We start from the raw sequence: 18,397 nt of genomic DNA, 5'->3' as shown, positions 1-18,397 counted from the left end.
TTTCGTATCATCGATGGTGCAGATGGGGAGACTTGAACTCCCACGTCCTAACGGACACTAGCACCTGAAGCTAGCGCGTCTACCAATTCCGCCACATCTGCGAATCATCGTTGCTACGGGGGCGCATTATAGGGAGATTCTCGGGCCGGTCAACACTCAAAAATGATTTTATTTTTTGTCTGCGTAGATTTTGAACTTACTGTCTTGCGCAATGATATTAACCCGACCAAAGGCGTGATCCAGATCATCACCGTAGGGCAGATGGCCATTGGCAACGAAGATCAGCTGACCACCGGGCTTGAGGTGCTCTACCGCCTGACGAATAAAGCGGCGGGCCGTATCGAAGGTCTGATCCAGGCCGTGGTGGAAGGGCGGGTTGGAGACGATCAGGTCAAACTGGCCCTGGACCTGGGACAATCCATCGGAGGGATAGACCTTGGCGCTATGACCCAGGGCCGTGAGGCTCTGGGCACTTGCGGCCAGGGCCATGGCGTTGATGTCGACCATCTCCAGCTCGATGGCCGGATTGCGCTGGGCCAGGAAGGCGCCGATCACGCCATCACCACAGCCGAAGTCCAAAACCCGACCCTGGGGTTGGGACGGCAGCTGTTGCAGCAGCAGTTCGGTACCCGGATCCAGGCTGCCGTGGCCAAACACCCCCGGCAGCGAGGCCAGGGCCAGCTCGCCGTCTGGGGTAGCAACCTGGTGCTGCAGCCACCAGGTCTCAGGCTGCCATGGCTGTTGGGCCCGGTTGCTGCCCATCAGTAACTGGCAGTGGGCACCGGAGGCCAGCTTGCGGGTGCCGTCGAGCCAGGGCTCGGCGCTCTTGGCGGCGGAACGGATCCCACCCTTGTTCTCTCCCACCAGGTAGACCGGCGCCTCCGCGGGCAACAGGGCACTGGCCATGGCCAGCAGGTAGCGTAACTGCTCCCGCGCCTTGGGGATGCGGATCACCACCGCATCGGCGCTGGGGGCGTCAAGCGCCTGGATGTCGGCACCGAAGGCGAGGGAGACGTTGCCACGCTGAAGCGGTAGCAGGCGCTGGTGGTTGACCCAGTCGGTATTAAGCAGGGTCAGGTGGGCCACCTGGGGGGCCAGGGCCTCGATCAGGCTGTCCCCATCGGGGTTCAGCAGCACCAGTTGCTGGGATTGAAACCGGTCGGCGTATTTGGCCAGCAGGCGGCTGGGATTGGTCAGGCTCATAACAGTCAGATTACTCGGCGTTTTGGCAATTATACGTGGAACCGACGGCAAAAACCGAGCCCGAAGCCGGCGCTGTGCTGGGCTTTGCCCCTTTGCCCGGAAGGGTAAGGCTGGTACATTGAGCACAAAGTGAGCGAGGAACAGACAGGGAGTTTGGTCGATGCAGCGCAAGGAGAAGCGATCCCCCATCCGCTGGGGTTGGGTCTTAGTGGTCACGCTATGCACCCTGCTGGTGCCGGTTCGAGCAGAACCTGCCCCCTCGGTTGAGCTGGTTGCTCACGACACCGTAGACCATATCCCCGCTGGCTCCCAGCAGCTTCGCGCCATCTTCAGCCTCAATCAGCAGCACTGGCCAGACGGCAGCGCCATCACCGTGGTGGTACTGGAGTCCGACGCCGCCGCTCACCGCGCCTTCTGTCGTGACGTGTTGGAGCTGCTGCCGTTTCAGTTGACCCGCCAATGGCACCAGAAATCCCTCGCTGGCAGTGCCCGTCACCCTGAGGTAGTCAGCACCCCTGCGCAGCTTTGGGCCCGGGTCAAAAGCACGCCGGGGGCGATCGGTTACCTGCCCAGCGATTGGCGGGCAGAAACCACTGCATCGGCCAGCCCTGACAGCAAAGCGAAACCCCCCGCAGCCAACTATCCTTGGTAGAATCGTCCGCGCCAAGGATCTTTGGCGGCGACACAGCGGGCGGATCTCATGGAAAGGATTTCAGGAGTCAGTGAGCATGTCAGCCGCATCGATGCAGCATAAAAGGAGGCAGTGCCGTCCCCGCCCAGCCCCATGGGTGGTGTTCCAATGCCGTTAAGAAAGATCTCCTACTTCCTCAGTCTGCGCTGGAAATTCGTCCTCTCCCTGGTGGCGATGCTGACCTTGGTCAGTGTGATCATCGGCGCCCTTGGCCTGCGCCGCTTCGATCAACAACTCGACAATGTGCTGCATCAGCAGTATGACTTCCTCTGGCGTGATTACCAGATCCGGCTGCGGGATGAAGAGGCCCGGTTAACCGCCCTGAGTCAGGAGTTGCACCTGATGATGGGCGGCGAGCGCCATCGGCTGACCCTGGCCCAGATCCAGCAAACCCTCGACGGCGCCTGGCCTGACTTCGAGCTGTTCTGGGACCTGCGTGCCCTGCGGGTGTTCGACGCCAGCCTGCTACCCCGCATGGTCTACGGCGAGGAGGACTTCGTCGACCAGGGCTGGCTCAATGCCTCGTTGCACAGTGGTGAGCCGATCCACCGGGTGCGCTGCCTGCGGCTTTGCTACGTGGACGTGGCGGTACCGGTGCTGATCGACAGCGAACTCAACCTGCTGGTGTTCACCACCGGGTTTGACAAGATCCTGGCCCAGATGGCTGAGAACCATCAGGTCGAGGTGGCGATGTTCGGGCCCATCGGCCGTGAGCCGGTGCGGCTGTGGTCCCGCCCCTTGCTGAGCCTGACCCACCAGGAGCAGAGCCTGCCCAAGCTCTCCGCCTTTGCCGAAACGGTGGCGCTGGAGCAGGTGATGAGCAAGCCCCACGAGCTGAAGCTGGATGGCGAGCCCTGGGCGATCTACAGCTGGCCGGTGGCGGACAGCGGCGAAACCATGCTGCTGTTTCGCAATATCCATAGCCTGGCGCAAAGCGAACGGGCCTTTGTTGGTGATTTGACCGGTATATTGCTGCTGGCGATGCTCACCGCCGGTGGCATGGGCACCTTGCTGTTCTGGCGCCCGCTGGGGCGGGTGCGACGCCTGGGTCAGGTGCTGCCACTGCTGGCACAGAGCCGATTTGATGATCTGCGCGAGCGCCTGCGTCGCTCTCCCAGCCGCATTGGTGACGAGCTGCAACAGCTGGAGAACACCACCCTGGAGGTGGCCAACCAGCTGGAGCGATTGGAGAACGACGTCGATCGCTACACCAATGAGCTGCAGCGGATGGCGATGATGGATGCTCTGACCGGACTGCCCAACCGCGCCATGTTCCACCATGAGCTGGCCAAGTCACTGGGCTCCATCGGCCGTACCGATGAGCAGATTGCGCTGATGTTCCTCGACCTGGATGAGTTTAAACGGGTCAATGACACCCTGGGCCACGACATCGGCGATGAGCTGCTCAAGACCGTGGCCAACCGGCTGCAGAAAAGCGTGCGGAGCATGGATACCGTCTGCCGCCTGGGCGGCGATGAGTTCACCGTGATCGTGCGTGGCCTGGAGCAGGAATCCGACATCCACCGCATCATCCATCAGATCTTTGCCTCACTGCAGCAACCGCTACAGCTGGGGCGCCATACCCTGATCATCACCACCAGCATCGGCGTGGTGTTCTGCGACAACCCCATGGCCCGACCGGAAGAGCTGCTCAAGCGCGCTGATCTGGCGATGTACCAGGCCAAGCAGGCTGGGCGCAGCAACTACCGGGTGTTCAACGAGCAGATGCTGGAAAGCGCCTCCCGCAAGCAGATGATGGAGGAGGAGGTGCGGGTGGCGATGGAGGAGCAGCAGCTGGTGCTGGCGATGCAGCCGATCCTGACCCTCAAGACCCAGCAGTTGGTGGGGTTCGAGGCGCTGCTGCGTTGGTTGCACCCCACCCGGGGCTTGCTGCTGCCCGGCGAGTTTCTCAGTGATCTGGCTGACGGCGAACAGGAGATCGCGCTGGGACGCTACGTGGTCAACCAGGTGCTGGCACTGCTGGACCGCTACACCCGCAAATTTGGCCAGATGGAGTTTTACCTTTCGCTTAATCTCTCCCCTACCCAGTACCTGCATCCGGATATGGTGGCCTTCGTCCAGGCCCGGCTGGAGCATTACCAGGTGGCGCCGCAGCGGCTGGTGCTGGAGCTGACCGAAGAGGTGCTGATCAAGAACCTGGATCAGGCGCTGTCGGTGCTTAACCAGTTCAAGGCGATGGGGGTGCGCATCGCCATCGATGACTTTGGCACCGGCTACTCGTCACTGAGCTATCTCAAGCAGTTGCCCTTTGACATGCTCAAGGTGGACAAGGGCTTTGTGTCGGATCTGGATAACTCCGACGTCGACCGCAACATCGTTACCAGCGTGATTGAGCTGGCCCATACCCTCAAGCGCACGGTGATCGCCGAAGGGGTTGAGAGCCATGATCAGCGCCAGTTCCTGCTCAAGGCGCAGTGCGATTGCGTCCAGGGCTACCTCTACTCGGCACCGATGGACGAGCACCAGATGTCGGCCATGCTGGAACGCTTGGGGCCGGAGATGATATGGGGGGATGAGGAGCGATTGATTGGCCGGCCCCGTTAGGGGCCGACTCGGCACTCAGGGGGCCGGTACCGTGGCGTCCGGTGACATCCGCAGCAGCTTCTGCAGCGGTTCCCACTCCAGCTGGTAGCTGGCCGACAGACGCTCCAGCTCCCTGCTGCGCAGGGTCACCGCCGCACTGTCGCTGCGATCCAGCGGCTGTCTCAGGTGGGCAAAGTCCTCCAGGCAGACGCAGAACACCCGGTTGCCTCCCGCCGTTTCCATCCCCTGGTAGATGGGGGCAGGGCAGCTCTGGGTGCGCCAGGCCCCCTGAAGACAACGGTCAGCCCAGGCCGGCTGGCTCCAGGCCAGCGCCAGCAGCAGGGCTGGGATCCCCTTTCGCATTACGCCAGCCGCCGTTCGATGGCGTCCATCAGCATGGCGCTGATGTTGGTGTCGTAGGCGGCGTCAATCTCGCGCACACAGGTGGGACTGGTGACGTTGACCTCAGTGAGGCGATCGCCAATCACATCCAGACCAACAAAGATCAGGCCGCGCTTCTTCAGCTCCGGTGCCACCGCTTCGGCGATCGCCCGGTCGCTGTCGGACAGCGGCTGGGCCACCCCTCGGCCACCGGCAGCCAGGTTGCCCCGGGTCTCGCCCCCTTGCGGGATACGGGCCAGGCAATAGGGCACCGGTTCGCCATCCACCACCAGGATACGTTTGTCACCGGCCTTAATCTCCGGGATGAACTTCTGCACCATGGCGTAGTTGGCACCGTGGTTGGTCAACACCTCGATGATCACCCCCAGGTTGTCGCCATCCGCCTTGACCCGGAAGATGGACGCCCCACCCATGCCGTCCAGCGGCTTGAGGATGATGTCGCCGTGCTCGGCGTGGAAGGCGCGGATCTGTTCCGGACTGCGGGTCACCAGGGTGGTGGGGGTGTGCTCGGCAAACCAGGCGGTGAACAGCTTCTCGTTGCAGTCGCGCAGGCTCTGGGGCTTGTTGACGATCAGGGTGCCCTGCTCCTCAGCACGCTCCAGCATGTAGGTGGCGTAGATGTACTCGGTGTCGAACGGCGGGTCTTTGCGCATCAGCACCACATCCAGCTCCGCCAGCGGGGTGTCTACTGCCTCGCCCAACTGGTACCACTGCTGTGGGTTCTCCTCCACGCTCAACGGACGCATTCGGGCCCGGGGTTGGCCCTGCAACAGGTAGAGATCGCCCATCTCCATGTACTGGATCTGGTAGCCACGGCGCTGGGCCTCCAGCAGGAAGGCAAAGCTGGTGTCTTTCTTGATATTGATGTTCGCGATGGGGTCCATCACGATGCCAAGCTTGATCATCTCGGGCTCCTTATCCGAGGTCGCCGAAGCGAACCTGCAAAGCGGTAATGGCGGTCAGGGCGGCGGTCTCGGTACGCAGCACCCTGGGGCCAAGTAGAATGTCGGTGAAGCCCTGCTCAGCAGCGCCGTCGATCTCCTCCGGGGAGAGGCCACCCTCGGGGCCGATCAGCAATCGTAAGGCGGTGACGGGCTGGGGCAGGGTGTTGATGCTGTACTGCGCCCGCGGGTGCAGATTGAGCTTGAGGCCGTCGAACGGCTGGGCCATCCAGTCGTTGAGTTTGGTGACCGGATAGACCGTCGGGACCCGGTTGCGGCCGCACTGCTCGCAGGCGGCGGTGGCGATCTTCTGCCACTGGCGGATCTTCTTGTCCAGCCGATCGCCGCTGAGCTTGACGCCGCAGCGTTCAGACCACAGCGGGGTGATGCTGGCGACGCCCAGCTCCACCGCCTTCTGGATGGTGAACTCCATCTTGTCGCCGCGGGAGATCACCTGGCCCAGGTGCAGGTCCAACGGGGATTCTATGTCTTGCTGTTGCTGCTGATCGATGCGGACCTGTACCTGGCGCTTGTCGGCAGACAGGATGGTGGCCGGGTATTGGCTGCCCTCGCCATTGAACAGGATCAGAGTCTGGTCCGGCTGCATCCGCAGCACTCGGCCAACGTGGTTGGCGGCGTCGTCTTCCAGCGACAAGGTTTGACCGGCGGCCAGGGGGCCGGGTTGATAGATACGTGGCACGCGCATGGTGTGTCGACAGGTTTCCTTAAGCTGAGGTTGCCCCTGGCGGGGCACTTGCCGGATACATTGTAAGTCAGCTCTGTGACAGAGTCTCGTGGTTCCCGTGACTTAGCGCCCGGGTTATCCCTCGGCATCCTGGCTGGGCACCAGCGCCTCACCACAGTGCCGGCACAGGTATTGGACCTGCTGACGCTGTACCTTGTTATGCCGGCGCAACGTCAGCTGATGGCTTTGGCAGCTGCAGCGATAGGCAAAGCTGGGGGGCGCCAACTGACTGACATCGAACTGATGGCGGGTACGGGGTGTCAGCTGGAACAGCTCACGCATCACGCTCTGCCACTCCCTGCCATGGGGGGCCACCTTGCCGTGGCACTGCCACACCAAAAGGTGGGCTACCTCATGGGGCACCACCTCTTCAATAAAGGCGTCCGGATTGTCGCGCAATAAAACCGGGTTAAAGCGCAACCGGTTCTCCTGCAGGTGAGCCACGCCGGCGCTCTGGCCGCGCAGGCGAAACTCCACCCGGGGACGGGGAAAGGGCCGTGACCAGTGGGCTTCCGCCCGTTGATAGCAATGTTCTACCCGGTCGATGACCGCCTGTTGCAGGGCGGGGGGGAGGGGCATGGGGACTCCTAACGCAAGAACACCTGCCGCCGGGGACGGCGGCAGGGGCGTCAGTCTATAGCTGCTGCGCGGCCAAGGCCAGCATCGACTCCAACTGGGCCAGGATCTGGCGCTGGGTGGGTTCATCGTAGCCGGCCACCTTGGGGGTGTGGATGTGACCGATGGGCACTGAGCTGCCCAGCAGCTCCTTGAGCAGGATGCTGCGATAGCTGATCTCGTTGGACAGGTAACCGCCGCCGGAGCCCTCGATGGAGACTGCGTCGTTGAGGGCATAGAGCCCGATCGCCTCCTTACTGCCCATCTTGGTGGTCACCTTGCGGTTGTCGACCACCTTAAAGGCCCCTTCGGCCTGAAGCATCTGGGCCACCGGCAGGCTGAACTCAACAAACTCCGGTCCGTGCAGATCGTCGCCGTTGAGTTGTGGCGACAGCGGTTGGGTCTTGCTGGCGCCGGTGAGCACATTGAGGTTGTCCGGTGCCTCGGCACTGCGATGACGGCCGGGGAAACGTTCCAGATCGAACTGGTCGCGGCCCATGGAAACGGTCACCACCATGTCGACGCTGTTGTCCCGCAGGTAGGGGGAGAGCAGGGATTCGATCAGGCCCTGGTCAAAGTCGGCGAAGCGCACCGGGATCAGCACCGACTCGATCTGCACCCGCTTGCCATCCTGATTCCAGCGTTTGCCATCCAGCGCCAGGGCAGCGAGGCCCGAGGGGTTGGACTGGCCGATGTCCCGGTCGAGGAAGAAGGGATCAAAGCCGGTCACCAGGATGCGGACGTCGGTGTCCTCATCAAACTGGATGTCGCTCATGCCGCGGGAGGCTTTCTCCAGGGTGGTGAGCAGGATCCCCCGTTGCCACTGGGCCAGGGCAAAGGCGGGGTCCTGTTGTTTGAGCTGGATACGGGCAGCCAGTCGGTCCCAGTACAGCGCCCTGTCGTCGAAGAAGCCGGCCTGAACGTCCTTGACCGCTGCTCGCCAAAGGGCGTTGCCATCCTCGGCCACCTTGCGGGTCACCGTAAGCTCACCACCGTCGCGACGGTAGCGCGCCAGCAACTGCTCCACCTCGGACTGGTAGCGTCCGGTGATCTCCGGCAGCGCCTCCTGGGCCTGGGTCAGACGCTGCTCCTCCACATCCAGCGCCATACCGGATGCCCCCGTTGCCACTATCGACATCGCCAAAACCGCTCCTTTGACCATCTTTCGTTCCCTGTGGTGAGTTGTTGCTTCCCAAGTTACCCAGATATGTGAGCGGCGGCAAAAAATTCCCATTTCTTGCCATAAGACTTAGGTATCCAAACAGACCAAAGATTGATTTCTCAGCCCGTTGGGCGGTTGTTACGCTGATGCCAATATCCGCAGTTTGAACAAGACAATGATTGATGTGGGAACCCGCAGTTACCAGCGGGCACGCCTGGCGCTGACCCTGGGTGCGCTGATGGTGTTTGGCAACCTCTACCTGTTCCAGCCGCTGCTGCCGGAGCTGGCCCAGCTTTACCAAGTCTCTCCCAGTCAGGCCAACTGGGCCCATGCCGCCTGCTTTATGGGGCTGGCCTTGGGTCTGTTGCCCTGGGCGTTGCTGTCTGAGCGGGTTGGCCGACGCCGGGTGATGCTGCTGAGCCTGGGGCTGATCCCCCTGGTGGGGGCGGCCGGGGCCATGGCGGAGGCGTTCTGGCAGATAGCCCTGGCACGGGCGTTAATGGGGGCCGTGCTGGCCGGTTTTGCCTCGGTAGCGGTGGCCTACATGGCCGAGGAGTTCTCCCCTAAGGCGCTGGCCCTGGCAGTGGGGGGATTTGTTGCCGCCAACTCCATCGGCGGCATCCTCAGCCGTCTGGCCGGAGGGGGCCTGGGAGACCTGCTGGGCTGGCGCGGCACCGTGTTGATCATCGGCGCCTGCAGCGCACTGGCCCTGGTTGGGGTGCTGCGCTGGCTGCCCCAGGATGCCTGCTTCCGCCCCAGTCGCCACGGTCTGCGGGTGTCGCTGAAGCAGACCTTCCGCCACCTGGCTAATCCCAAGCTGGTGCTGGCGATGTGGATCGGTGGGCTCAACTTTGCACTCTTTGTGAACCAGTTTTCTGCTATGGGTTTTCGTCTGGTGGCGGAGCCCCACAGCCTGCCGCTGGCGGTGACCTCGCTGATCTTCCTCTGCTACCTTTCCGGCACCTTTACCTCCAGTTTCAGCGGTCGTTGGAGCCTGCGCTTCGGTGATCTGTCTGGCATGCTGCTGGGCACCCTGGTGGCCTTTGCCGGGGTGTTGCTGGCGCGACAGGAGGTGCTGTGGAGCATGATCCTGGGGATGTTGCTGATCAGCGCCGGCGCCTTCCTCGTACACGCCCTGGCGTACGCCTGGGTAGGTAAGCACGCCTTGACCGCCAAGGCGGGGGCGACGGCACTCTACCTGGTGCACTACTACGTCGGTGGCAGCGTCGGTGGCTTCTGGCTGCTGTGGTGCTGGCAGCAGTGGGGCTGGGATGGGGTGATCGCTGGCAGCGGGGTGTGTTACTGCGCCATGCTGATGCTGGTCGGGGCGCTGACCCGCAATGAGCGACGCCTGTCGGAGCAGGCCCTGGCCTAAGCGCTAATACAAAAAAAGCCCCGCATCGGCGGGGCTTTTTTGTGGCTGTGGATTACAGCTCGGCGTCGGCGCGCAGGGCTTCGGCCTTGTCGGTCTGCTCCCAGGGGAACTCAACCCGGCCGAAGTGGCCGTAGGAGGCGGTCGGCTGGTAGATCGGGCGCTCCAGGTGCAGCATCTGGATCAGGCCGTAGGGGCGCAGATCGAAGTGCTTGCGGACCAGCGCGATCAGCTTGTCTTCCGGCAGCTTACCGGTGCCGAAGGTTTCGATGCTGATGGAGGTCGGCTCGGCCACGCCGATGGCGTAGGACACCTGGATCTCACAGCGGTCGGCCAGACCAGCGGCAACGATGTTCTTGGCCACGTAGCGGGTGGCGTAAGCGGCGCTACGGTCTACCTTGGACGGATCCTTACCGGAGAAGGCACCGCCACCGTGACGGGCCATGCCGCCGTAGGTGTCAACGATGATCTTACGACCGGTCAGGCCACAGTCGCCCATCGGGCCGCCAATCACGAAGCGACCGGTGGGGTTGATGTGGAACTTGGTGTCTTTGGTGATCCACTCTTGCGGCAGGATCGGCTTGATGATGGTGTCCATCACGCCATCGCGCAGCTCTTCCAGGGAAACCTCTTCGCTGTGCTGGGTAGACAGTACTACGGCATCGATGCCGGCAACGGTACCGTCGGCGTTGTAGGCGAAGGTCACCTGGGACTTGGCGTCAGGGCGCAGCCAGGGCAGGGTGCCGTTCTTGCGCACTTCCGCCTGACGCTTCACCAGACGGTGAGAGTAGGTGATGGGAGCGGGCATCAGCACGTCGGTTTCGTTGCTGGCGTAGCCAAACATCAGGCCCTGGTCACCGGCGCCCTGCTCACGGGGATCGGCCTTGTCCACACCCTGGTTGATGTCCGGGGACTGCTTGCCGATGGCAGACAGAACGGCACAGGAGTTGGCGTCAAAGCCCATGTCGGAGTGGGTGTAACCGATGTCGCGAACGGTCTGACGGGTGATCTCTTCGATGTCCACCCAGGCGGAGGTGGTGATTTCACCACCGACCATCACCATACCGGTTTTAACGTAGGTTTCGCAGGCTACGCGAGCCTTGGGGTCTTGGGCCAGGATGGCGTCGAGAACCGCATCGGAGATCTGATCCGCGATCTTGTCGGGATGACCTTCGGACACCGACTCGGAAGTGAACAGGTGACGTGCCATGTGTGTAATCTCTCGTCTGTCTATCTATACCGAAAAACGTGTAGAAGCATCTACATCTGGACGTCTATTTTAGAGACTTTTGATTTCATTGCCAGTGCGCCGGATCAAATCCTCTCACCTTCGTCTGCAAAAGCCCTTGCCGTGGCAATGGCCTGGCGGCCAGCGCAGGCTGGATTTTGCCCGACAAAGGGGGTATAAAGGCGCGCCGCAAAATCAGCGGATAAAAAGAACAGGAGTTTAAGGGGTTATGGTTCTCGAGGCGTAAGCCGTGCAGGTTCAGCTTGCGCGGCCACAACAGCTTGATGCGACCGGCACAAAAAGCCGGCTTCCTGCCTTTACGCCTCCCTCCCTGCGGCTTGTTCCGCCCCTTAAGCTCTATAGTGTTGGGTATTACGCCCCCGAAGCGTCCCGTTCCTGTGTCTCGACACAGCCCGATTAAGAGAGAGTGCCATGAGCGACAATCGTTACCTGGAAACCCTGTACCCGTCCTACGGTCAGCAGTTTGAGATGGAAGAGGTACTGTTCCGTGCCCCCACCGAGCACCAGGAGCTGATCATCTTCAAAAACGCCCGGTTTGGCCGGGTGATGGCACTGGACGGGGTGATCCAGACTACCGAGGCGGATGAGTTTATCTACCACGAGATGCTGACCCATGTGCCGATCCTGGCTCATGGCAACGCCAAGCGGGTGCTGATCATCGGTGGTGGCGACGGCGGCATCCTGCGTGAGGTACTGCGCCACGACCAGGTGGAGCACGTCACTCAGGTGGAGATCGACCAGCAGGTGATCGAGATGTGTAAACAGCACCTGCCCAACCACAGCGCCGGTGCCTTCGATAACCCCCGCGCCCATATCGTCATCAGTGACGGTAAGGAGTTCGTGATGAACTGCACCGAGAAGTTCGATGTGATCATCTCCGATTGCACCGATCCCATCGGCCCCGGTGAGGCGCTGTTTGAGTCCGACTTCTACAAGGGCTGCAAAAACTGCCTGACCGAGGGCGGGGTATTCGTGGCGCAAAACGGCGTGCCCTTTATGCAGCCGGACGAGGCGGAGACCACCAAGGCACGGCTGCAGCCGTTCTTTGCCGATCGCAGCTTCTACTGCGCCCCGGTACCCACCTACATCGGCGGCATCATGTCCCTGGCCTGGGCCTCCGACAACGCCGAGCTGCGTCAGCTCTCCACTGAGGTGATCGCTGAGCGCTTCGCTGCGGCGGGCTTTAAGACCCGCTACTACACCCCGGCGGTGCACACCGGCAGCTTTGCCCTGCCGCAATACCTGGTGGATCGCCTGGCGATCATCGACTGAGGAAACAGGCGTGAGCTGGACCGTCGACAACGCACTGGAGCTGTACAACGTGCCCTACTGGGGCCGGGGCTACTTCCACATCAATGCCGCCGGCAATGTGGAGGTGCGTCCGGAGCGGGGCAATCCGGAGCGGGCCATTGACCTGGCCCACCTGACCGAGCAGTTGGTGGAGCAGGGCGCCAAGCTGCCGCTGCTGGTGCGCTTCCCCGATATCCTGCACAGCCAGGTACAGAGCCTGACCGGCGCCTTTCGCGGCGCCATCGAGGAGTATGGCTACCGCGGTGATTACCTGGCGGTCTACCCGATCAAGGTCAATCAGCAGCGCAGCGTGGTCAACGGCCTGATCGCCGGTGGCGGCACCCAGCTGGGGCTGGAGGCCGGCTCCAAGGGCGAACTGATGGCGGTGCTGGCGATGGCCCAGGATGCCGCCCAGGTGATCGTCTGCAACGGCTACAAGGACCGGGAGTACGTGCGCCTGGCACTGATCGGCCAACAGATGGGCTACGACGTCTACCTGGTGATCGAGAAGATGTCGGAGCTGGACCTGGTGCTGACGGAGAGCCGCAAGCTGGGGGTGGTGCCGCGCCTGGGCGTGCGCGCCCGCCTGGCCTCCCAGGGCAAGGGCAAATGGCAATCCTCCGGTGGCGAAAAGTCCAAGTTTGGCCTCTCCGCCATGCAGATCCTCAACCTGGTGGAGCGGCTGCGTCAGGAGGGGCGACTGGATGCCCTGCAGCTGCTGCACTTCCACCTGGGCAGTCAGATCGCCAACATCCGCGACATCCAGAAGGGGCTGACCGAGTGCGGCCGCTTCTATATGGAGCTGCGCAAATTGGGCGCCCCGATCACCACGGTGGACGTGGGCGGTGGCCTGGGGGTGGACTACGAGGGCACCCGCTCGCAGAGCAGCTGCTCGGTCAACTACTCGCTGCAGGAGTACGCCAACAACGTGGTGTACGCCATTGGCGACGTCTGTAAGCAGTACGGCTTGCCGCATCCGCGGCTGATCTCCGAATCCGGCCGCGCCATGACCGCCCACCACGCGGTGCTGATCGCCGATGTGATCGGGGTGGAGGCCTACCAGCCGGAGTCCGATCTGCCGGCGCCCCAGGCCGGTGCCCCCATGGTGCTGCGCAACATGTGGCAGACCCTGGAGGAGGCGCGGGATAACACCGACGCCCGGGCGCTGGGGGAGATCTACCACGATACGGTGAACGATCTGGCGGATGTCCATGCCAAGTACAACTACGGCTTGCTGGATCTGAGCCAGCGTGCCTGGGCCGAGCAGGTGCACCTGCAGGTCTCCTGGCACGTGGCCCAGCGACTGTCGCCGAAGAACCGCTCCCACCGGCCGCTGATCGACGATCTTAACGAGAAGCTGGCGGACAAGTTCTACACCAACTTTTCGCTGTTCCAGTCGCTGCCGGATGCCTGGGGCATCGATCAGGTGTTCCCGGTGCTGCCGCTGTCCGGGCTGGATGAGAAGCCAGACCGACGGGCGGTGATCCTCGACATCACCTGCGACTCTGACGGCACCATCGATCAGTACGTGGATGGCCAGGGCATCGAAACCACCCTGCCGATGCCGGCGTGGCAGGCGCAGAAGCCCTACCACCTGGCATTCTTTATGGTGGGGGCCTACCAGGAGATCCTGGGGGACATGCACAACCTGTTCGCCGATACCGAGGTGGTGGATGTGCAGCTGGATGCCGATGGCAGCTTGAACCTGGTGGAGCAGACCGAGGGCACCACGGTGGCGGAGGTGATGGAGTACGTCAATCTGGATCCCAAGCTGATCCTGTCTCGCTACCGCTCCCGCCTCAACGACCAGGCGCTGGATGAGGCCCAGAAGGTGGCCTTCCTGGAGGAGCTGGAGGCGGGGCTGCAGGGCTACACCTACCTGGAGCCCTGAGTCGCCAAGACTGGCCAGGATCTCGTCTGGGGTCTGGCCAACCGCGAAGCACAGCAAAGGCAGCCGCAAGGCTGCCTTTTTGTTGCCGCGCAAAGCCCTGCCCGCCGGGCCGGGGTTGGCTACACTCCCCTGTGTGCAAAAAACGACCCGCGGGTTACGTTTTTTGGTGACAAATTTGCGTCTCTGACAGCGAGGGGTGAGAATATGCCCCGCCAATCAATGATCAATCCCTGTAGCAGGAGCCAAGATGTCTTCCCGTAAAGAGCTTGCCAATGCCATTCGCGCGTTGTCCATGGACGCGGTACAGAAAGCCAAATCCGGTCACCCCGGTGCCCCGATGGGCATGGCTGACATTGCCGAAGTGCTGTGGCGCGACTTCCTCAAGCACAACCCGAGCAACCCGAACTGGGCCGACCGGGACCGTTTCGTGCTGTCCAACGGCCACGGCTCGATGCTGATCTACTCCCTGCTGCACCTGAGCGGTTACGACCTGGGCATCGAGGATCTCAAGCAGTTCCGTCAGCTGCACTCCCGCACCCCAGGCCACCCGGAGTACGGCTACACCGCGGGCGTTGAGACCACCACCGGCCCGCTGGGGCAGGGCATCACCAACGGTGTTGGCCTGGCGCTGGCGGAGAAGGTACTGGGTGCCCAGTTCAACCGCCCCGGCCATAACGTGGTGGATCACCACACCTACGTGTTCATGGGCGATGGCTGCCTGATGGAGGGGATCTCCCACGAGGCCTGCTCGCTGGCCGGCACCCTGGGCCTGGGCAAGCTGATCGCCTTCTGGGATGACAACGGCATCTCTATCGATGGCGAGGTGGAAGGCTGGTTCTCCGATGACACACCGAAGCGCTTTGAAGCCTACGGCTGGCACGTGATCCCCGCGGTGGACGGTCACGATGCGGAGGCGATCAAAGCCGCTATCGAGGCCGCCCGTGCCGAGACCGGCAAGCCGACCCTGATCTGCACCAAGACCATCATCGGTTACGGCAGCCCCAACAAGTCCGGCTCCCACGACTGTCACGGTGCCCCGCTAGGTGATGACGAGATCGCCGCAGCCCGCGACTTCCTGGGTTGGAACCATGCTCCGTTCGAGGTACCGGAGCACGTCTACCAGGCCTGGGATGCCAAGGCCGCCGGTGCCGACGCCGAGTCCAGCTGGGATCAGCGCTTTGCCGCCTACCAGGCCGAGCATCCGGAGCTGGCGGCGGAATTCAGCCGTCGTCTGGCCGGTGAAATGCCGGACAACTGGACTGCACACGTGGAAGGCTACATCGCCGATCTGCAGGCCAACGCCAACAAGGTGGCCACCCGTAAGGCCTCCCAGGACTGCCTTAACGCCTTCGGTCCGCTGTTGCCGGAATTGCTGGGTGGCTCCGCGGATCTGACCCCCTCCAACCTGACCAACTGGAGCGGTTCCCAGTCCATTACCGCCGAGGACGCGTCCGGCAACTACATCCACTACGGTGTGCGTGAGTTCGGCATGAGCGCCATCATGAACGGCCTGACCCTGCACGGTGGCTTTAAGCCGTACGGTGCGACCTTCCTGATGTTCATGGAGTACGCCCGCAACGCGGTGCGCATGGCAGCGCTGATGAAGCAGCCGAGCATCTTCGTTTACACCCACGACTCCATCGGTCTGGGTGAAGATGGCCCGACCCACCAGCCGGTGGAGCAGGTGGCCTCCCTGCGTCAAACCCCGAACATGAACACCTGGCGCCCCTGTGATGCGGTGGAGTCTGCGGTAGCCTGGCGCAGTGCGGTAGAGCGTACCGACGGCCCCAGCAGCCTGATCTTCTCCCGCCAGGGCCTGGCCCCGATGGCCCGGGACGAAGCCACCCTGGCCAACGTGGCCAAGGGCGGTTACGTGCTCAAGGCCTGCGACGGCAAGCCGGAGCTGATCCTGATCGCCACCGGCTCCGAGGTGGAGCTGGTAATGGCAGCAGCAGAGCAGCTCAGCGCCCAGGGTAAGCAGGTGCAGGTGGTTTCCATCCCTTGTACCGAGGTGTTCGATGCCCAGGATGCAGCCTACAAAGAGTCTGTCCTGCCCAGCGACGTCACCAACCGCATCGCGGTCGAGGCGCTGATCGCTGACTACTGGTACAAGTACGTGGGCCTGGATGGTCGCATCATCGGTATGCACAGCTTTGGTGAGTCCGCCCCGGCCGGTGAGCTGTTCAAGCTGTTCGGCTTCACCGTCGACAACGTGGTGGCGACTGCCCAGGAGCTGCTGGCAGACTGATCGCCAAGCGGATAAAAAACGCCCCCAATCGCGATGCGGTTGGGGGCGTTTTTGTTTGTGGCGTTCAGCGCTCGATGATCTCCTGGATCTCATCCTTTTTGATCATCTGCTCTCGCCCGTCGGCATCCTCGTAGCGGTACATGCCGGTCTCCTCGTCCAGGGTCGGTTTGCCCGTGGTGGGGATCATCCGGCCGTCCGAGGTACTCATGATGTAATCAGTGCTACCACAGCCCAGTAACAGCAGGCAAAGCACCAAGTAAAGCTGGCGCATAGGGGAACTCCTTGTCGTATGTAGCATCGACAAGTGTAGTTAAGTTCCTGTCCCCGTGGGGGCTTAGCGAAGGTCACTTCCCGCGCTTCATAATTGCGCATTAGTGGTCGCCATAGGCTCGGATAAATAGTAATTTTATCCGTTATATACGCCTGAAGTCCCAAGGAAATCCCTGGTTGTGAGCGCCTCCGATCGTACCCTGCTGTTTCTGCTTGTCCTGCTGCTGCCTGCCGCCCTCTGGCTGCCGGGCTACGTGGTGATGCACTACCCGGAGCAGGTGTTCCTGTTGCGCTCCACGCCCTGGTACACCCTGGGCGCAGCGCTGCTGCTCAGCCAGGTCTACCAGCAGGGGCGGGTGGGATTTATCACCCTGCTGGCGATGGGCTGCTATGGCCTGATCCACACCCGCTTGGCCGGGCCGATGATCGGGCCCCAGGCGGAGCTGGAGTTCTGGCTGCTGGGGTTGTGTGCCCCGCTGTTGGCGCTGCTGCTGTTGGTGCTGCCGGAGCGTCAGCCTTTTCATCGGCTGGGGCTGGGCCACTGGTTGCTGCTGGCGCTGCTGCTGGGGGCGTTGATCGGCATCAGTCAAAGCGGCGACTGGGCCATGTCGCTGCACGCCTGGTTGGCACCGCGGGCCTTCCTGTTTATGGACAGCAGCCCGGCTCCCTTGCTGCTGGTGTTGTGGCAGTTGATGTGCGCCTGCGCCGCCTGGCTTGTTTATCTGAACCGGGGAGAGAGCGGCGATGTAGCGGCACTGCTGCTGACTGTCACCCTGATGCTGATGACCCTAGGTTTTGCTCGCCCGTTGATCGCCGCCAGCTTGTTCGCGGTGCTGGGGCTAGCCCTGTTCGTCTCGGTACTGGAGCATGGCCACCAGATCGCCTTCCTAGATGAGCTGACCGGGATCCCCGGGCGGCGCGCCCTCAACCTGGCACTGAAGCGGCTGGGCCGACGCTACACCCTGGCGATGACCGACATCGATCACTTCAAGAAATTCAATGATACCTACGGCCATGATGTGGGCGATGAGGTACTGAAGCTGGTGGCGGCAAGATTGAGTAAGGTCAAAGGGGGCGGCAAGGTGTACCGCTATGGCGGTGAGGAGTTCACCATCCTGTTCGCTGGTAAAACCCCGAAGCAGTGCCGGGCGGCATTGGAGGCGGTGCGCCAGGATATCGAGGAGTACCCCTTTATGGTGCGCTCCAGCAAGGAGCGGCCGGAGGACAACCAGGACGGCAAGCGCCAGCGTGGCAGCGGCGGTGGTAAGCAGGTGCAGATCACCCTCAGCCTGGGGGTGGCCCAGCGCAGCCGCAAATACGGCGACGTGGAATCGGTGATCAAGGCGGCAGACACCGCACTGTACGCCGCCAAGAAAGCGGGCCGTAACTGCATCCGTCAGGCCCCGGAGAAGTAACTGTTGCTAGGGAAGAGCCTAGGAAGAGCAGGTACTAGGGCGGGCAAAGCCCTTCTAGGAGCTAGGAAGAGCTTAGGAAGAGCCTAGGAAGAGCCTAGGAAGAGCCTAGGAAGAGCCTAGGAAGAGCCTAGGAAGAGCCTAGGAAAAGCCTTGGAGAGCAGGCTCTGGGGCGGGCAAAGCCCTTCTAGGCACTAGGAGGAGCAAGAGCTAGGAAGAGCAAAGGAAAAGCGTTGACTGCCAAGGTTCTAGTCTTAGGCTAGCCTGCCTAGCACCTAGCACCTAGCACCTAGCACCTAGCACCTAGCACCTAGCACCTAGCACCTAGCACCTAGCACCTAGCACCTAGCACCTAGCACCTA

At 62.4% G+C, this 18,397-nt stretch carries 15 protein-coding genes and 1 tRNA gene; 7 read left to right on the top strand and 9 right to left on the bottom strand.

Annotated elements, in window-relative coordinates; all coding sequences use genetic code 11:
• Positions 1–14: 14 nt before the first annotated feature.
• Both BUC04_RS11925 and BUC04_RS11920 read right to left on the bottom strand, forming a co-directional pair.
• A tRNA-Leu gene (locus BUC04_RS11925) sits at positions 15–101 on the bottom strand.
• A 67-nt stretch (positions 102–168) separates the two neighbouring features.
• Complete coding sequence (locus BUC04_RS11920; protein ID WP_067664170.1) at positions 169–1,203, bottom strand: class I SAM-dependent methyltransferase; 1,035 nt, start codon at positions 1,201–1,203, stop codon at positions 169–171.
• 160 nt (positions 1,204–1,363) lie between these two features.
• On the opposite strand from BUC04_RS11920, the gene BUC04_RS11915 reads away from it, so the two are divergent.
• Positions 1,364–1,855 carry a type 2 periplasmic-binding domain-containing protein gene (locus BUC04_RS11915; protein ID WP_067664168.1) on the top strand — a complete coding sequence of 164 codons (492 nt, stop codon included), beginning with the start codon at positions 1,364–1,366 and terminating at the stop codon, positions 1,853–1,855.
• Positions 1,856–2,002: 147 nt separating this feature from the next.
• Positions 2,003–4,459 (top strand): bifunctional diguanylate cyclase/phosphodiesterase, encoded by a 2,457-nt coding sequence (locus BUC04_RS11910; RefSeq protein ID WP_073325901.1) that lies wholly within the window; start codon positions 2,003–2,005, stop codon positions 4,457–4,459.
• A 15-nt stretch (positions 4,460–4,474) separates the two neighbouring features.
• Here the strand turns inward: BUC04_RS11910 and BUC04_RS11905 are convergent, their stop codons facing one another.
• From BUC04_RS11905 to BUC04_RS11885, 5 genes are all read right to left on the bottom strand, one after another.
• Positions 4,475–4,801, bottom strand: coding sequence for a hypothetical protein (locus BUC04_RS11905; RefSeq protein ID WP_067664165.1), 327 nt, complete (start codon positions 4,799–4,801; stop codon positions 4,475–4,477).
• On the bottom strand, positions 4,801–5,745 hold the full coding sequence (gshB, locus tag BUC04_RS11900; RefSeq protein ID WP_067664163.1) for a glutathione synthase: 945 nt from the start codon (positions 5,743–5,745) through the stop codon (positions 4,801–4,803). The genes BUC04_RS11905 and gshB overlap by 1 nt, the downstream gene beginning before the upstream one ends.
• Positions 5,746–5,755: 10 nt before the next feature.
• The gene (gene rsmE / locus BUC04_RS11895; protein WP_067664161.1) at positions 5,756–6,487 is read right to left on the bottom strand and encodes a 16S rRNA (uracil(1498)-N(3))-methyltransferase; all 732 of its coding nucleotides are present in this window, start codon (positions 6,485–6,487) and stop codon (positions 5,756–5,758) included.
• Positions 6,488–6,601: 114 nt separating this feature from the next.
• A complete protein-coding gene (locus tag BUC04_RS11890; protein ID WP_067664159.1) occupies positions 6,602–7,105 on the bottom strand; it encodes a SprT family zinc-dependent metalloprotease in 504 nt (167 codons plus the stop codon).
• Between the two features lie 55 nt (positions 7,106–7,160).
• Positions 7,161–8,279, bottom strand: coding sequence for a C15 family peptidase (locus BUC04_RS11885; RefSeq protein WP_234977390.1), 1,119 nt, complete (start codon positions 8,277–8,279; stop codon positions 7,161–7,163).
• Positions 8,280–8,478: 199 nt separating this feature from the next.
• Between BUC04_RS11885 and BUC04_RS11880 the strand changes: the two genes are divergently transcribed.
• Positions 8,479–9,678, top strand: coding sequence for an MFS transporter (locus tag BUC04_RS11880; protein ID WP_067664153.1), 1,200 nt, complete (start codon positions 8,479–8,481; stop codon positions 9,676–9,678).
• Positions 9,679–9,730: 52 nt separating this feature from the next.
• On the opposite strand, the gene metK is transcribed toward BUC04_RS11880, so the two are convergent.
• Complete coding sequence (gene metK, locus BUC04_RS11875; RefSeq protein WP_067664150.1) at positions 9,731–10,885, bottom strand: methionine adenosyltransferase; 1,155 nt, start codon at positions 10,883–10,885, stop codon at positions 9,731–9,733.
• A gap of 450 nt (positions 10,886–11,335) precedes the next feature.
• On the opposite strand from metK, the gene speE reads away from it, so the two are divergent.
• From speE to tkt, 3 genes are all read left to right on the top strand, one after another.
• Positions 11,336–12,196, top strand: a complete 861-nt coding sequence (gene speE / locus BUC04_RS11870; protein ID WP_067664147.1) for a polyamine aminopropyltransferase — start codon at positions 11,336–11,338, stop codon at positions 12,194–12,196.
• A 10-nt stretch (positions 12,197–12,206) separates the two neighbouring features.
• Positions 12,207–14,105 (top strand): biosynthetic arginine decarboxylase, encoded by a 1,899-nt coding sequence (gene speA / locus BUC04_RS11865; protein WP_067664144.1) that lies wholly within the window; start codon positions 12,207–12,209, stop codon positions 14,103–14,105.
• Between the two features lie 247 nt (positions 14,106–14,352).
• Complete coding sequence (gene tkt, locus BUC04_RS11860; protein ID WP_067664141.1) at positions 14,353–16,353, top strand: transketolase; 2,001 nt, start codon at positions 14,353–14,355, stop codon at positions 16,351–16,353.
• Positions 16,354–16,417: 64 nt separating this feature from the next.
• Here tkt and BUC04_RS11855 read toward each other — a convergent pair whose 3' ends face one another.
• Positions 16,418–16,624 (bottom strand): YgdI/YgdR family lipoprotein, encoded by a 207-nt coding sequence (locus BUC04_RS11855; protein WP_067664138.1) that lies wholly within the window; start codon positions 16,622–16,624, stop codon positions 16,418–16,420.
• A gap of 178 nt (positions 16,625–16,802) precedes the next feature.
• On the opposite strand from BUC04_RS11855, the gene BUC04_RS11850 reads away from it, so the two are divergent.
• Positions 16,803–18,038 (top strand): GGDEF domain-containing protein, encoded by a 1,236-nt coding sequence (locus BUC04_RS11850; protein ID WP_067664135.1) that lies wholly within the window; start codon positions 16,803–16,805, stop codon positions 18,036–18,038.
• The last annotated feature ends 359 nt before the right edge of the window (positions 18,039–18,397 follow it).

The sequence above is a fragment of the Ferrimonas marina genome, from assembly GCF_900129905.1.
GTDB lineage: Bacteria > Pseudomonadota > Gammaproteobacteria > Enterobacterales > Shewanellaceae > Ferrimonas > Ferrimonas marina.
The sequence above is the reverse complement of the archived record's forward strand: the minus strand, read 5'-3'. Positions and strand labels throughout refer to the sequence as shown.

Excerpts from the sequence above, each read along its gene's own strand:
- BUC04_RS11920 (WP_067664170.1), bottom strand. The coding sequence starts at position 1,203 with ATGAGCCTGACCAATCCCAGCCGCCTGCTGGCCAAATACGCCGACCGG.
- BUC04_RS11915 (WP_067664168.1), top strand. The coding sequence starts at position 1,364 with ATGCAGCGCAAGGAGAAGCGATCCCCCATCCGCTGGGGTTGGGTCTTA.
- BUC04_RS11910 (WP_073325901.1), top strand. The coding sequence starts at position 2,003 with ATGCCGTTAAGAAAGATCTCCTACTTCCTCAGTCTGCGCTGGAAATTC.
- BUC04_RS11905 (WP_067664165.1), bottom strand. The coding sequence starts at position 4,801 with ATGCGAAAGGGGATCCCAGCCCTGCTGCTGGCGCTGGCCTGGAGCCAG.
- gshB (WP_067664163.1), bottom strand. The coding sequence starts at position 5,745 with ATGATCAAGCTTGGCATCGTGATGGACCCCATCGCGAACATCAATATC.
- rsmE (WP_067664161.1), bottom strand. The coding sequence starts at position 6,487 with ATGCGCGTGCCACGTATCTATCAACCCGGCCCCCTGGCCGCCGGTCAA.
- BUC04_RS11890 (WP_067664159.1), bottom strand. The coding sequence starts at position 7,105 with ATGCCCCTCCCCCCCGCCCTGCAACAGGCGGTCATCGACCGGGTAGAA.
- BUC04_RS11885 (WP_234977390.1), bottom strand. The coding sequence starts at position 8,279 with ATGTCGATAGTGGCAACGGGGGCATCCGGTATGGCGCTGGATGTGGAG.
- BUC04_RS11880 (WP_067664153.1), top strand. The coding sequence starts at position 8,479 with ATGATTGATGTGGGAACCCGCAGTTACCAGCGGGCACGCCTGGCGCTG.
- metK (WP_067664150.1), bottom strand. The coding sequence starts at position 10,885 with ATGGCACGTCACCTGTTCACTTCCGAGTCGGTGTCCGAAGGTCATCCC.
- speE (WP_067664147.1), top strand. The coding sequence starts at position 11,336 with ATGAGCGACAATCGTTACCTGGAAACCCTGTACCCGTCCTACGGTCAG.
- tkt (WP_067664141.1), top strand. The coding sequence starts at position 14,353 with ATGTCTTCCCGTAAAGAGCTTGCCAATGCCATTCGCGCGTTGTCCATG.
- BUC04_RS11855 (WP_067664138.1), bottom strand. The coding sequence starts at position 16,624 with ATGCGCCAGCTTTACTTGGTGCTTTGCCTGCTGTTACTGGGCTGTGGT.